Raw genomic sequence first — 13559 nt, 5'->3', positions numbered from 1 at the left:
TCGCTCCATGGCCCGCACGCCGCCGGCGGGCGCCCGCCGGCGGCGTGCGGGCCAAGCATCAGAGCTTTCGCCAGCGGGCGCTGGCCCAGGAGAACATCCCGTAAGCCATGAGGCCGACCGCGATGAACATCAGAAGCCAGGGCCCGACTGGTGTATCGGCGAAAGAGCGCAGAGTGTCGTCCATGCCCTTGGCCTTGCCGGCCTTGTGCTGGACGGCCGCCGTGAGGGCGAACCCGCCTGCGGCAGCGAAGACGACACCCCGAGCCGTACCGCCGAACACCCCGAGCACAGTGACCACCTGACGGATCTTCGGAGACATCCCGGACATCTTCAGATGCTTCTGGAACTTGCGCCTCAGGGCCCTCACCGCGATCCATACGCCGGCCGCGGCCACCGCGGCGCCGGCGATGGCGACGATCCACTGGCCTCCCGGCCAATCCAGAACCTTCGCCGTGACGTCGCGGGAGTTCTCGTCCGAGGCACCGCTTCCGCTGCTCTTGTCCCCGGCCGCGTAAGACAGCACGGAGTACGAGACGAACCCGTAGAAGACAGCACGACCTGCGGCCATGGCCCGCTTGTTCGCCCTCCTGCCATCGGGCCCCGCCTGGCCGAACGTGGCCCCGGACAGCCTCCACAGGGCCATGCCGGCCAGGGCTGCGCCGAGGAGCCAGAGCAGCGCGGCACCGAAGGGCTTGCCCGCGATCTCCGCGATGGCCCCGCCCCGGTCCGCCTGCTTGCCACCCCCGTCCGAGAAGGAAATCCGCAGCGAAAGAACGCCGATCAGTACGTAGATGATCCCGCGAGCGACGAACCCCGCCCGGGCTCCCGCTGCAACTGCCGTGCTGTTCGCGGCGCGTCGTGCCTGACCGCGCCCGCGTGCCGCTGTCGATCCTGGAGTCATGTCCACCGTCTGCCCCCGCTGGAAGAGTCGACCCCTGGCACATTGCACATTCCGAGTCGTGTCTTGCTCGCTGGAGATGACAGGAAGAGCAACGCGGTGACGCCGCTGGGCTACGGTGCCGAGATGTTTTCTGCCGGTCATTGCCCCTTGTCACGTCGACGGAGCAACCTCGGCGAAGGAAACAGTGCGGGTTGTCGACGCATGGGCCGCAGAGAGACGGGCACACGGACAAAACATGGAGCGACCAAGCGCCCGCAAGATTTGCTGGTGGCGGGGTTCTTGACCCCTTCCCGGCTATGCAGACGGCGGGAAGCGGATGCCGTCGGACAGACAGAATTCCGACGCATCCCGACGAGACTTGATGAGAGGAACACCCATGATTGTGCTCGGAGCCATTCTGCTCGTAATAGGCATGTTGGTCGGTATTTCGTTGCTGACGACGGTCGGCGGCATCCTTGTCGTTGTCGGTGCGGTCCTGTGGATTCTCGGCGCCAGCGGGCGTGCAGTGGGGGGACGTAGGCACTACTTCTAGGGAAGCGTTGATCGGTGTCCACGGGGACACCGACACCACGCGCCCTCAGAGCGTGTCTCTTTGATGGGTTGGCGCCCTGACGCTCGACTTCGCCGAACAGCACGACCCGGCAGGTGTGCCGCGCGAGGCCGATGGCAGTGCCGCCCGGGAGACGACACGGGAGCTCGGGCCTGCTCACGGGAGTGACTCGGCTGCCGAAATGTTGCTGTCCTCCTCACCGAGATTGAGGAGGACAGCAACGGTTTGTGGGGCTCAGACCGACGAGAATGCGCGGCCCTTGACGCTGGTGATGAACATGGACCGTATCCAGACCTGCGGCGGAAGGAGATCGCTGGTCATCGCTGGAGGGGGAGGCACATCCTGCCTCGCACCCCGGTGCACTGCCGGCACAGGAGCGCGTTGATGACCTTGCGGTGGCCGATCCGACGGCCGCCGCGCCGCTCGGATTTCGGCACGTGTGAACCACCAGTCAGCCGCGCAGGCAATGCTCCGAGGCAGTGTGCCTGGCGCAGGTGCCGCGGTGCAGAGGCCTATGACTAGTGCTTGGAGATGTTGATGTTGTTGATGTCGCCGACGGTGAAGTTGATCAGTCCGCCACAGGCGAGGAGGCAGAAGCCCGGGGGCGGACCAGGGGGCGTCGGGACGGACGTGACCTGGACGGTTGTGGTGTTGTGGGAGGCGTCGCACTCCGTGGTGCCGTTGTAGGAGGCGGTGATGGTGTGCGTGCCGGGGGTGGCGAACGTCGTGGGGAGACTTGCCTGGCCGTTGGCGTTCACCTGCACGGTGTCGAGCTGGACCATATCGTCGAAGAACGTCACGCCGAGCCCGCCTCTGGGGTCGGCAGGACAGTCGACCGTGGCCGCGAGCTGGACCGTAGCGCCCACCTGGGTGGACTGCGGGGTGGCCGTCACCGTGGTGCTGGACCCTGCGGCCCAGGCAGGTGAGGCCAGTCCCAGCACGGCGGCCAGGGCTGTGGCGACGACGAGTCTTGACCTGCGTGGTGTGATCCTCACCGGTTCGGCTCCTTGTTGTGTCGCAGGGCCCGCGGTTGCGGGCACTGGGAGCTTCACGCTACGGCGGTGCTTCTTGCCTCCCAGGGAGGCGGCGCCCACAAGTAACCTGGTTGGATCATCGGTTGAGAGGATCGTCGGGCAGCCGAGTGACTCGACGGCACGCCGGCACGACGGGCTGTATGGGGTGTGTGCGGTGGATCGCAGTGTGCGGACGTCGGGGTGTCAGATGCCCGGCGGGGAAACGCGGGTGTAGGTCAGGCCGGGGCTGGTGCCGCCTGCTGTCGTGACGATCACCGTGACCGCACCAGCGGGTCCCGCGGGTGCGACCGCCGTGATCTGGGTGTCCGACACGACGGTGAATGAGACGGCCGTACCCCCGAAGGTGACGGCCGAGGCGGTGGCCAGGCGCGTACCGGTGAGGGTGACCACGGTGCCTGCGGACGTCGGGCCGCTACTGGGCACTACTGCCGTCAGGGTGGGCGTGGCGACGTAGCTGAAGGCCACGGGGTTGCTCGTGCCGCCTGGCGTGATCACTGTGATCGGTGAACTCCCCGTCCCCGGCGGGGCAGTGGCCGTGATCTGTGTCGCTGACACCACGGTGAACGAGGCGGCGTTGGTACTGCCGAACCGTACGGCACTGGCATTGAGCAGATTGCTTCCGGTCAGGGTGACCACCACGCCGCCGGCTGCCGGGCCGAGCGCTGGGTCTGCACTGTTGAGGACGGGCGGCATGGCGTAGAAGAAGAAGGCGTCCGGGGCGCTGGTACCCCCCGGTGTCGTGACACTCACTACTGCTGCCCCGGCACTGCCGGCGGGCGTCACGGCGGTGATCTGGGTGGCCGAGTTCACGATGAACGACGTCGCCGGGACCCCGGCGAAGGTGACCGTCGTGGCCCCGGTGAACCCGGTTCCCGTGAGGGTGACACTGGTGCCGCCCGACGTCGGACCGCTACTGGGCGCCACACCCGTGACCACCGGCACCTGCGCCACCACAAAAGTGAACGTCACCGAGTTGCTGTTACCGGTCGGATGGATGACGACCACCGCTGTCGCACCCGCGGCGTGGGGCGGGCTCACCGCTGTGATCTGGGTGGCCGAGTTGACGATGAAGGAGGTCGCGTTGGTACTGCCGAACCGTACTGCGGTGGACCCCGTCATCCCGGTGCCGGTGAGGGTGACGGTGGTACCCCCGGTGGTGGGCCCTTGCGAGGGATTGATGGTGCTGATCGTGGGCGGCATGAAGAAGCTCCTATGGCAGCCTGGGCGAAGCCCAAGGCGACGCGGATGTCCGGTCCAGGTCCGGGGGAACTGCCCGGTCTGGGGCTTGGGCGGATGAGGGCCGTCCGCCCACGGGGGATCACGTGGCCGGACGGCGCAGGGTGGGAACTGCCGTTCGGGCAGCGGTGGTCAAGCAGAGCTGCCGCCCGGTGAAGACCGGGCGGCAGCGGGGCTGACGGTCAGATGCCGGGAGGCGCGACGTAGGTGAACGCGCCGGCGGCCGTGTCGGAGCCGGCCGGGTTGGTCACCACGACGTCGACCGCGCCGGCGGTGCCGGGCGGGGTCACCGCCGAGACCGTGGCGGAGTTCACCAGGGTGAACGGTGCCGGGTTGCCGTCGAAGGTGACCGACTCGGTGGTGCCGAGGTTGGTACCGGTGATGGTCACTCCGGTACCGCCGGACGTCGGCCCGGCGGTGGGCGTCACCGCGGTCACGGTGGGAACGTCCACGTAGGTGTAGGACAGACCGTTGTTCGTGCCGCCCGCGGTGGTCACGCTCACTCCTACGGGACCTGGTGCCGCGCCTGCCGGCACGACGACGGTGAGCTGGGTGTCGGAGACGACCGTCGGTACGGCGGAGTTGGCGCCGAACGACACACTGGTGGCCGTCGCCAGACCGACACCGTTGATCGTGACCGTGTTGGTGCCCGCCAGGGGGCCGGATGTCGGCCCGAGCGAGGACTTGAACGGGGCTCCGACGTAGAAGAACGGAATCGGGTTGCTCGTGCCGCCCGGGGTGGTCACGGTCACTCCGACGCTGCCGGCGCCCGAGGGCGACACGGCTGTGACTTGGGTCGGCGTGACGTTGGTGAAGCTGGCGGCCGGCTTGGTGCCGAACGTGACGGCGGTGGTGCCGGACAGGTTCGTACCGGTGATCGTCACCAGCGTGCCACCGCCGGTGGATCCCTGGTTCGGGGTCATGGGCATGGAGAGACTCCTCGCTGACAGGACAGGTACACAGGACACGGCGGAACCTGGGGACCGCCGGGCATCCTTCGCGGAAGGCCCTTACGGCAGGACGGACGGCTGAACCGTGCAGCCGGTCAATGGAGTTCCCTCGTGAACGCACAAAGGAAGAACCGGCAGATGCCGCCCTTTACCGTGATCCCCGGTTGTGGGATGGGCAGCCCACCGGTTCGCTGCTTCAAGTACCCCACAAGGATGAATGTCTGACAAGGTGCCAGCCACAGCACGTGGATGCTTGAGGGGGAGCCTGCGTACCACCGGCGTGCGCCACCGATCTTCGCCCGGTCCACACAAAAAAGACCAGCCGGCACCGCGTAAGCGGCACCGACTGGCGTTCCAACCCCACTTGGGTGCCCATCGCGATCCCGACGGACCTGTTCCTTCCCACGTGTGAAGGGACAGGCCACCCCAGCACCACGCATCCCGAGTGGTAAGGGCTGCCCATTAGTTGGAATATGTTCAGTAACGCAGGATCCTGGCATATGCGGCAAGTTCCTGGTGGCCGGTTCACTCGATTGGCCTAACCTTGCGGATGGGGTGCTCGAAGCCCCGGCCTCTTTCGCCGTGTGCAGCCCAGCCTGGTTGCCGGCTTGGTCTTCGGTTTCATGGGGACGCGGTAGTGGATCTCGCTGTGTGTGGGGGCGGTGAGGTCGGCGGCGTTGGCCCGGCGTGCAGTGGGCAGCTCTTGGTGGGGGTCTTCGAGAGTGCGTGGGTGGCGACGGCGAGTGCGTGGGTGGCGACGGCTTGGGCGATGTCGGTGATCTCGTGGCGCATGCGCTCGTGGAGCGGATCATCCAACGCCGGTGCGACAGGCGGTCAGTGCGCGCATGACCGGCCGGCCGCGCATGAACCTGGCTCCACTCATCAGGCCCCTCGGAATCGATCATCCAGGGAACCGGGAGGCGCTCTACCGGCGGACAGCCGAGATCAGTCCGCCGGGTCGCTCCTCGCGCTGCGGCGGAGTGCTGATCGGGCGGCCGTAGGCGGCAGCGCGCTCGTGCAGGGTGTGGCTGTCAGCCTCCCAGCCATGCCCGGCCAGCCAGCTCACCGGGTCGTCGGGCATCTCCGAGACCCACATGGACGCCGCCGATCCCGGCGCGGAGTCCGCGCCGAAGCGTTCGATCACGCCGCGCGAGCCCAATGTCAGCCCCATCCTGCTGCCCGTCGCCGACTGCGTGCTGATCCGGGCAAGCAGCAGTTCCACCGCGTCCTCGGGGAGATAGATCAGTAGTCCTTCGGCGATCCACGCGGTCGGCACGGCTGGATCGTGCCCGGCAGCGTTCAGCGCGCCTGGCCAGTCCTCACGTAGATCCACCGGCACGGTGATCCGCTCGCAGCGTGCGACGGCCCGCTCCTGGCGCAGCACGGAGGCCTTGAAGTCCAGCGGCGCGGCGGTGTCGACCTCGAACAGCCGGGTGCCCTCGGGCCAGTCCATCCGGAAGGCCCGGCTGTCCATGCCCGCGCCGAGCAGCACGACTTGCCGGACCCCGGACGCGGAGGCCTGTTGCAACAGGTCGTCTAGGAACTTCGTCCTGATGACGATGGACAACGACACGGCCAGCCGGCGGCGTCGCGCGGCCTCGTCATCGGGCGGCGGCGAGGAGGGCCACAGGCCGCCGGCGGTGGCGAAGGCCTGTGCCAGTGGGTCACGGAACAGTGCGTTCTCCCGCTCGGTCTCCAGTGCCCGTACCCGGGCCACCCCCACCGCGGTAGCCCACACTCCCGACGGCTGCTCCCATTCCTGCTCATCAGTCACCGCGCCAGCCTAGAAGATCGATTCCAAGGAACCTGATGAGGGGAGCCAGGTTCACACGCGGCCAGCCAGTCCCTGCTCCGCGAGCCGCTCGGGGTGAGGCGTACTGCCGTCCATCAGCGGTCGTACCCCGCCTTTCCGGGCATCTCCGGCGCTGTGTTCGCCGGATTACTGCGCGCACATGAATTGGCTGTGTCCGTCCGTCCGCCTCCGTTGCCCAGCTACCCCGCGCCCTCCTAAGTTCACTCCGCAGACCCCGGTGTGGACGCGCCCCGGGAGCGCCGCCCATTCCTTTCCCCCTGTCGTACTTCGCGTACGCCCAGCCGGGCGCACCTTCAGAAGGGCTTCCTCCGCCATGAGCCGAAACGACCAATCGGACCTCGGCAGACGCGGATTCCTCGCCGGCGCCACAGCCGTCGCCGCAGCTACCGCCGTTCCCACCCTCGCCACCCGTGCCGCCGCCGCGGCGGCGCCGGACGCGGCGGCGAACCGCCCCAACATCCTCGTGATCCTCACCGACGACCAGCCCCTCCACACCGAGTGGGCGACTCCGAACACGCTGAGGTGGCTGGTCGACGGCGGTGTCGAATTCCGGCAGGGGCACGTGGCCACCCCGCTCTGCGCACCGTCGCGCTCGTCGATCTTCAGCGGTCGGCACGCACGCCACCACGGAGTGCGCGACAACAGCAGCCCGTACAACCTCGATCAGTCCACCACCGTCCAGCGGCACCTCCAACAGGCGGGCTACCGGACCGGGTTGTTCGGCAAATACCTCAACGCCTGGAGCAACAAGGACATCCCGCCGCACTTCGACGAGTGGCTGCTCTCGGCGCCGGTCACCTATAACGACGGCACGTACAACGACAACGGCACGGTACGCACCATCGATGGCTACAGCACCAGCGTCATCCGCGACCGAGCCCTCAAGTTCCTGGACAAGTCCGCCACCGACCACCGTCCCTGGTTCGCCTTCGTCGCGCCGAAGGCCCCGCACGGGCCGAACACGCCCGAGCCGAAATACGCGGACACCCCCGTGCCCGCCTGGAACGGCCGTCCCTCGGTGACCGAGGAGGACCGCGGCGACAAGCCGGAGTACATCCGGAATGCGACCCGCACTCTCGCCGACGGCCGTACCGTGCGCCGCAACCAGCTGCGCACCCTCCTGTCCGTGGACGACGCGGTGAAGGCCCTGCACGACAAGCTGGCCACCCTGGGGCAGCTCGACAACACGCTGGTCTTCTACCTCGGCGACAACGGTTACAGCTGGAGCGACCACGGCTGGGGCGCCAAGTCGGTGCCCTACCGCCCGGCCGTCGAGGTGCCGTTCTACGTGTCGTGGCCGGCCGGCGGGCTCGGCTCGGGCACCGTCGACGACCGCCTGGCCGCGAACATCGACATCGCTCCGACCATCCTGGACGCGGCCGGCCTCGCCCCTAGTCCGCTGCACGACGGGCAGTCCCTCCTCGGCACCGCGCGCCGCGACCACCTGCTGATCGAATGGTGGCACCGCAACCCCGGCGACAATCCGCACACCTGGTCCTCCTACAAGAGCCCGACGGAGCAGTACATCGAGTACTACGCCCTGCACACGGACAGTGCCGGGCAGGAGGTCGGCACCGGTGAGCTCCAGTTCCGGGAGTACTACGACCTCGTGAACGACCCCTACCAACTCGCCAACCTTCTGCACGGGGCCACGCCCGCGGATGAGCGGCGGCTCGGCATCCCGGCGCTGGCCGCGCAGTTGGCCGCGGACCGGGCGGCCTGATCCGGGTGTGCCGGTGCGGGAGCCTCCCGCACCGGCACACACCGCAGTTCTCCCCCTCACCTCCCCGACCCCGTCGCCCTGCCCGAGAGGCCCCTTCCATGACCAGCGCCCCTCGTCCCTCCTGCTGCACCCCGGCACGCAGCACCCTGGAACAACGGCTCGTCCCGCCGCGGTCGGAGACGAGCGATCCCGCGGCCCGGCGCGCCCGCCGAGGCCTGACCACGCTCCCGGGCGGGGCGTTTTCGATGGGTTGCGACGACGCCGACGGCGTAACGGCCGACGGCGAGGGGCCGGTACGGCAAGTGGAGATCGACGCCTTTTCGATCGCCGCGACGGCGGTCAGCAACGCGGAGTTCGCATCCTTCGTGAAGGTCACCGGGCACGTCACGGAGGCGGAAAGGTTCGGATTCTCGTATGTGTTCGCCGGCTTCCTGCCCCCGGACCTGCGGGCCTCGTCCCCGGCGGTGCCCGGCACCCCGTGGTGGCGGGCCATCGAGGGGGCGAACTGGCGTGCGCCCAGCGGGCCCGGCTCGAACTTCCAGGACATCCAGCAGCACCCGGTGGTGCACGTCTCCTGGCACGACGCGACGGCGTACTGCGCCTGGTCGGGCACCCGGCTGCCCACCGAGGCCGAGTGGGAGTACGCCGCCAGGGGCGGACTTGCGCGCAAGCGCTACCCCTGGGGCGACGAACTGGCCCCGAACGGCAGGAACATGCTCACCATCTGGCAAGGCGACTTCCCGAACGCAGCCCCGGGGGCCCGCAACGGCACAGCGCCGGTTCGCTCCAACCGGCCAAACGGCTTCGGCCTCTACAACACGGTGGGCAACGTATGGGAGTGGTGCACCGACTGGTTCAGCCCGGACTACCACCGCACGGGGCCCCGGACCGCGCCGCAGGGTCCGCCTGCCGGGACGAAACGCGTGATGCGCGGAGGCTCCCACCTGTGCCACGTGTCGTACTGCAACCGCTACCGCGTCGGTGCGCGCAGCTCCAACACCCCCGACAGCTCGACGGGCAACATCGGCTTCCGGGTGGCACGTTCCTGACACCCGGAAGCCGATGGCCGCAACTCTGTCGAGGCGGCTGACCGCAAGGAAACCCTCGCCAAGAAGGTCGAGCCGCGACACGCCCCGTTCAACACCCGCGCGTGCCACCTGGCTGCTCATCCGCGAGTTTTCGAGCGCCGCTTACCGCACATCGGGGAACCGGACGGACCGTCAGCCGCACCAGTGATCACACTCTCGGCAACGTGCACTACGGGGCGAGCGAGGGACCCTGGACCGCATCACCCTGACAGCCGCTCACGAACTCGCCCACTCCGGCGTCACCACCAACGCGAGCATTCCCGGGCTGATCGACACCGGCTGGATACCCGAGGAAGTCCGGGAGCACTGCATCCGGAGCCCCCCTCAGCCGGCTGGGCACTCCGCAGGACGCCGCGCACCTCGTCGACTTCCTGTGTTCCAGGGAGGGCACGTGGATCAACGATCAACTGCTGATGCGCAACGGTGGCGGCCTACGTTGACGGCTCGGTGGCAGACCTTAGGTTGGCTTGCGCCACACGGAGATGTGCTTCGCGGAGTCCTGGGTGAACGGCGTCCCGTCCCAGTCCGCGACGCGACGTTCCAGCTCGAGCCCCGCAATCCGTGCCATCAGGTCAAGCTCTGCCGGCCAGGCGTACCGGTGCCGGGAGTTGCCGCGGCGGTAGCGGCCGTCGTCGCCGTCGCGGGTGAAGTGGTGCGAGACGAGAATCTGCTCGACGAGGTCGAAGGTGTCGAAGCCGAGATGCCGCTCAGAGACATCGAACGGCACCGCGACCTGGCCGGGCGGCAGGAACCGCAGCGGCGGCACGCCCAGCTCGATGACGAATCGGCCGCCGGGCTCCAGATGACGTGCGGCGTTGCGGAAGCACTCGACCTGCTCGTCCTGGGTGAGCAGGTTCGTGATGGTGTTGTAGACGAGATAGACCAGGGTGAACTCGCCGGCGACGACGGTGGTGGCCATGTCCCCGATGGCTACCGGGAGCGCGTCGTCGTCGATCTTGCTCCGCAGCACCGCTGCCATGTGCTCGGACAGTTCGATGCCCACTACCGGCACGCCGCGTTCCTGGAGCGGGACGCCCACTCGTCCAGTTCCGATGGCGAACTCCAGTGCCCGGCCATCTCCGGCGAGTCCGGCGAGGAAGGCGAGAGTCGGCCCGAGAACGGCGGCCGAGGACGTTTCGGCCTCCTCGGCGTCGTAGCGGTCGGCGGTCGCACGGGTCCACAGCTCACTGCTCGTCACGGGCGGCCACTTTGCCGGGTGCCGAGGGGCGCTGTCGACGCATTTACCTTCCACCGGCTCCGATCACCTTCCGGCGAGCCGGTACGGACCGCGTCGCAGCGCGTCGGCGACGAGTGATGTCACCTGCGCCCGGCTGATTCCCGGCATCACCGACGTGGGATGTCGAAGCCAGTGGCGAGGGCCATGGGGCGATCTGGGCCCACCGGCTGGGGGCACTCCTCTTCACCACGCACAGCTTGAGCGCATTCACCACGCACGGCTTGAGCGCGGTGCGCCGAGCGAGCCACCGTATCCGTACCCGTTACACGGCGCCGTGGGCCAGGAGGCTGCGGGCGCAGTCGATGACGGTCTCGCGGGCCGGGCGCGGCTGCCATTCCAGGAGGCGGTGCGCCTTGGCGGTGCTGTGGCGGTTGCGGCGCCCCAGGGCCGGGGTGATGTCACGCAGTGACGGGTCGCGGAAGCGGGCCGCGAGGCGGACGGCGAGGTCGGGGATCCGGCGGGTGGAGACCCGGTGGCCGTCCTCGCCCAGTTCCTCCCGCAGGACGTGGACCATGTCCAGCATCCAGGTGAACTCGCCGGTGGCGAGGAAGCGTTCGCCGCCGGCCCGGGGCGAGGTCATGGCACGGATGTGGATGTCGGCCAGGTCGCGGACGTCAACGATCTCCAGGCCGATGCGCGGCACACCCCGCATGGCGCCGGAGAGCATCCGCTGGACGATGCCGACCGAGCCGATGGTGCTGGTGGCCAGGACCGGCCCGAAGACGGCACCGGGCAGGATCGTGGTGAGCTCGGTGGGGCCGTCGTAGGTGGCCATGAAGTCCCACGCGGCACGTTCGGCGAGCGTCTTGGAGCGGCGATAGGGGATCAGCGTCGGATCGTCCGGGTCGGTCCACAGGGTCTCGTCGGTGACGCCCTCTTCGCTGTACGAGGAGGGGCTGGCGGTGTTCGCCGCGGACGTCATCACCACGCGCCGCACCCCGGCCCCGGTGGCGGCGCGCAGTACGCGCAGGGCCCCATCGCGGGCGGGGGCGATCATGGCCTCCGAGTTGTCGGCGACGGCGCCGCCCAGGGGGGAAGCGACGTGCAGGACGTGGTCGACACCCTTGACCGCGGCGTCCCAGCCCTCGTCCGCGGTGAGGTCGGCGATCGCGAACTCCAGCCGGCCGGCCGTGTCCGCCTGAGTGGCGACGGCTTCGCGCACCGCCTGCTCCTTGCCAGGGCTGCGCACGGTGGTGCGCACGCGGTAGCCGCGCCGCAGCAGCTCGACGATGCACCAGCCGGCGACGTATCCGCTGCCTCCGGTGACCAGAACCGTTTCCGGCATGGCTGTCCTCCATGGGGTGTGACAAGATTAAGCGGAAGCCCTTCCGCATTGCTTTTCGAACGTAACGGAAGCCCTTCCGCTTTGCAACCGGACCGATCGGACCAGCCATGACCCCACCCTCTGCCCGCGCCCCCCGCACCGACGCACTGACCAACCGGGCCCGCATCCTCGAGGTCGCCGGTGAAGCCTTCGCCGCGTCCTCGGGGGCCTCCATGACGGGCATCGCCAAGCAGGCCGGGGTCGGGGTGGGGACGTTGTACCGGCACTTCCCCACCCGCGAGGCATTGATCGTGGAGCTCTACCACCACGAGATCCAGAAGGTCATCGACCTCGCCCACACCCTCGCGGCCGATCTGCCCCCTCTCGACGCCCTGCGCCGCTGGTTCGAGGAAGTCTCCCGCTACGGGAGGCTCAAGTACGGCGTCTCCGAAGTCATCCACGCGGCGACCAGCGGGGGCCTCGACGACAAGAACTACGACCCCTTCCTCGGGGCCATCGCCGTCCTGCTCGACGCCGGCAGCGCCTCCGGCGACCTCAAACCGGGCACCGAACCGCAGGACGTACTCCTCCAGCTCAGCGTCCTGTGGCGGATCCCGCCCGGCGAGGACTGGGAAGCCCGCGCCACCCGCATCCTGGAGCTCATCCTGGACGGGCTGAGAACCCGGCCCGCCGACTCCTGACCCGGCCGTCCGTGGACCTGAACTCCACGATTGCGTCCGGGTGTTGGGACGAGAGGGGCCGGCCACATCTTGGGTGGGTTGCGGGGCTATAGCGCGAGAGGGTTGGAGCCCGGCTGTACACGGTGAGTACTCACCTGGGCCTTACGAGGCTGCGGGCCGCGCCGGAAGTCTGGTGCTGCCGCAGGCCGTCCCGGCCCTGGGCGCGAGTGCTGTTGCCGGTAAGGCCAGTACGGGCGCAAAAGGGAGGCATTCCTACGAACCGCGTGGGAATCGGGGGTTGCGGGGCTAACCCCGGGGTGTCCCAAGGTCTGTGGTGCTGTCCGACCGAACTCGAGCCGCCCTAGGGGCTGGAGAGCTGGATGGCTCCATCAGATGTCGCGTGCCGAGCACGCCCGAACCGAAGGACCACACCCGATGTCCCTGTCCCAGCTGGTGCTTGTTCTCCTGCTCGTGATCGTGACGCTCGCGCTCGCCGTAGGCGCCGCCGTGGCGGTGCACCGCAGGCCCACCATGCAGGGGCCGCTGACGGTCGCCTTCGGTGCTGTGTCCGTGGTCGCGGTCGTGCTCGGGGTGCTCGTGGCCGCCACCCGCTGACGTGGCGCGCCGCGCCACGCCGCTTGCTGCAGCCCTCTGGTGCCGTCCGGTGACAGAAGAGACGCCCCACCCCCAGGCATGGCCATCGGCCAGTCGCCGGCTTGCCGACTGGCTGGGGTTGAGGGGTGCGGTGCGGGAGCCTGAGCGGGTGTGCTCGAGGTGTGTTATCCGTCTGGTTGCCGGGCTGGCTGCGCTCACGCACACGACGACTGCCTCGTGTTGCGCGCGGGCGCGGCACGAGGCAGCCGTCGTGTGGGGGATGAGTTGCTGGGGTTCTCCGCGTTCGTTGCACCGCTGCCGCTGCCGCTGCCGCTGCCGCTGCCGCTGCCGCTGCCGCTGCTGTGGCGGTGGCGGTGGAACGGGTCCTGGGCCTTTTTGGGGGTGTCAGGTTTCGGTTTGGGTGGTCCAGGTGCCGAGGGAGATTTCGGCGGTGATGCCTGGTCCGAAGCCGGCCATGAGGCCGCGGTG

At 68.9% G+C, this 13559-nt stretch carries 12 protein-coding genes and 2 pseudogenes; 7 read left to right on the top strand and 7 right to left on the bottom strand.

Features of this window, described 5'->3' with window-relative positions; all coding sequences use genetic code 11:
* Window positions 1-58 precede the first annotated feature (58 nt).
* Window positions 59-901 (bottom strand): DUF1206 domain-containing protein, encoded by an 843-nt coding sequence (locus ACIPWY_RS35630; protein ID WP_362908400.1) that lies wholly within the window; start codon window positions 899-901, stop codon window positions 59-61.
* A 376-nt stretch (window positions 902-1277) separates the two neighbouring features.
* Here ACIPWY_RS35630 and ACIPWY_RS35625 point away from each other — a divergent pair, with 376 nt between their 5' ends.
* Window positions 1278-1433, top strand: a complete 156-nt coding sequence (locus ACIPWY_RS35625) for a DUF6131 family protein (RefSeq protein ID WP_362908401.1) — start codon at window positions 1278-1280, stop codon at window positions 1431-1433.
* Between the two features lie 536 nt (window positions 1434-1969).
* On the opposite strand, the gene ACIPWY_RS35620 is transcribed toward ACIPWY_RS35625, so the two are convergent.
* From ACIPWY_RS35620 to ACIPWY_RS35605, 4 genes are all read right to left on the bottom strand, one after another.
* Window positions 1970-2446: an Ig-like domain-containing protein gene (locus tag ACIPWY_RS35620; protein ID WP_362908402.1), complete on the bottom strand. Its 477-nt coding sequence runs from the start codon at window positions 2444-2446 to the stop codon at window positions 1970-1972.
* Between the two features lie 222 nt (window positions 2447-2668).
* Window positions 2669-3685, bottom strand: a complete 1017-nt coding sequence (locus tag ACIPWY_RS35615) for an IPT/TIG domain-containing protein (RefSeq protein ID WP_362908403.1) — start codon at window positions 3683-3685, stop codon at window positions 2669-2671.
* Window positions 3686-3903: 218 nt separating this feature from the next.
* Window positions 3904-4650: an IPT/TIG domain-containing protein gene (locus ACIPWY_RS35610; protein WP_362908404.1), complete on the bottom strand. Its 747-nt coding sequence runs from the start codon at window positions 4648-4650 to the stop codon at window positions 3904-3906.
* Between the two features lie 946 nt (window positions 4651-5596).
* Window positions 5597-6445 (bottom strand): class I SAM-dependent methyltransferase, encoded by an 849-nt coding sequence (locus ACIPWY_RS35605; RefSeq protein ID WP_362908405.1) that lies wholly within the window; start codon window positions 6443-6445, stop codon window positions 5597-5599.
* A 352-nt stretch (window positions 6446-6797) separates the two neighbouring features.
* Here ACIPWY_RS35605 and ACIPWY_RS35600 point away from each other — a divergent pair, with 352 nt between their 5' ends.
* The 3 genes and pseudogenes from ACIPWY_RS35600 to ACIPWY_RS35590 form a co-directional block, all read left to right on the top strand.
* Window positions 6798-8207, top strand: a complete 1410-nt coding sequence (locus tag ACIPWY_RS35600; protein WP_393705362.1) for a sulfatase — start codon at window positions 6798-6800, stop codon at window positions 8205-8207.
* A 98-nt stretch (window positions 8208-8305) separates the two neighbouring features.
* The gene (locus ACIPWY_RS35595; protein ID WP_401536561.1) at window positions 8306-9256 is read left to right on the top strand and encodes a formylglycine-generating enzyme family protein; all 951 of its coding nucleotides are present in this window, start codon (window positions 8306-8308) and stop codon (window positions 9254-9256) included.
* A gap of 97 nt (window positions 9257-9353) precedes the next feature.
* Window positions 9354-9735: pseudogene (locus ACIPWY_RS35590) on the top strand (SDR family oxidoreductase); the annotation flags it as partial.
* A gap of 17 nt (window positions 9736-9752) precedes the next feature.
* On the opposite strand, the gene ACIPWY_RS35585 reads toward ACIPWY_RS35590, so the two are convergent.
* The gene (locus ACIPWY_RS35585) at window positions 9753-10493 is read right to left on the bottom strand and encodes a class I SAM-dependent DNA methyltransferase (protein WP_401536559.1); all 741 of its coding nucleotides are present in this window, start codon (window positions 10491-10493) and stop codon (window positions 9753-9755) included.
* A 301-nt stretch (window positions 10494-10794) separates the two neighbouring features.
* Complete coding sequence (locus ACIPWY_RS35580) at window positions 10795-11817, bottom strand: NAD-dependent epimerase/dehydratase family protein (protein WP_362908409.1); 1023 nt, start codon at window positions 11815-11817, stop codon at window positions 10795-10797.
* 107 nt (window positions 11818-11924) lie between these two features.
* Here ACIPWY_RS35580 and ACIPWY_RS35575 point away from each other — a divergent pair, with 107 nt between their 5' ends.
* The 3 genes and pseudogenes from ACIPWY_RS35575 to ACIPWY_RS35565 all read left to right on the top strand — a co-directional run.
* Window positions 11925-12497, top strand: a complete 573-nt coding sequence (locus tag ACIPWY_RS35575) for a TetR/AcrR family transcriptional regulator (RefSeq protein WP_401536557.1) — start codon at window positions 11925-11927, stop codon at window positions 12495-12497.
* 414 nt (window positions 12498-12911) lie between these two features.
* Window positions 12912-13091, top strand: a complete 180-nt coding sequence (locus ACIPWY_RS35570) for a hypothetical protein (RefSeq protein ID WP_362908411.1) — start codon at window positions 12912-12914, stop codon at window positions 13089-13091.
* A 252-nt stretch (window positions 13092-13343) separates the two neighbouring features.
* Window positions 13344-13559, top strand: a pseudogene (locus tag ACIPWY_RS35565) (hypothetical protein); the annotation flags it as partial.

It is taken from the genome of Streptomyces sp. NPDC090032, from assembly GCF_044748025.1.
In the GTDB taxonomy this organism is placed as follows: domain Bacteria; phylum Actinomycetota; class Actinomycetes; order Streptomycetales; family Streptomycetaceae; genus Streptomyces.
This window is presented reverse-complemented; position numbering and strand designations above follow the sequence as displayed.

What these genes read in the sequence shown, in the direction of transcription:
- ACIPWY_RS35615 (WP_362908403.1), bottom strand. Translation starts at nt 3,685, where the DNA reads ATGCCGCCCACGATCAGCACCATCAATCCCTCGCAAGGGCCCACCACC.
- ACIPWY_RS35625 (WP_362908401.1), top strand. Translation starts at nt 1,278, where the DNA reads ATGATTGTGCTCGGAGCCATTCTGCTCGTAATAGGCATGTTGGTCGGT.
- ACIPWY_RS35600 (WP_393705362.1), top strand. Translation starts at nt 6,798, where the DNA reads ATGAGCCGAAACGACCAATCGGACCTCGGCAGACGCGGATTCCTCGCC.
- ACIPWY_RS35610 (WP_362908404.1), bottom strand. Translation starts at nt 4,650, where the DNA reads ATGCCCATGACCCCGAACCAGGGATCCACCGGCGGTGGCACGCTGGTG.
- ACIPWY_RS35580 (WP_362908409.1), bottom strand. Translation starts at nt 11,817, where the DNA reads ATGCCGGAAACGGTTCTGGTCACCGGAGGCAGCGGATACGTCGCCGGC.
- ACIPWY_RS35630 (WP_362908400.1), bottom strand. Translation starts at nt 901, where the DNA reads ATGACTCCAGGATCGACAGCGGCACGCGGGCGCGGTCAGGCACGACGC.
- ACIPWY_RS35575 (WP_401536557.1), top strand. Translation starts at nt 11,925, where the DNA reads ATGACCCCACCCTCTGCCCGCGCCCCCCGCACCGACGCACTGACCAAC.
- ACIPWY_RS35570 (WP_362908411.1), top strand. Translation starts at nt 12,912, where the DNA reads ATGTCCCTGTCCCAGCTGGTGCTTGTTCTCCTGCTCGTGATCGTGACG.
- ACIPWY_RS35595 (WP_401536561.1), top strand. Translation starts at nt 8,306, where the DNA reads ATGACCAGCGCCCCTCGTCCCTCCTGCTGCACCCCGGCACGCAGCACC.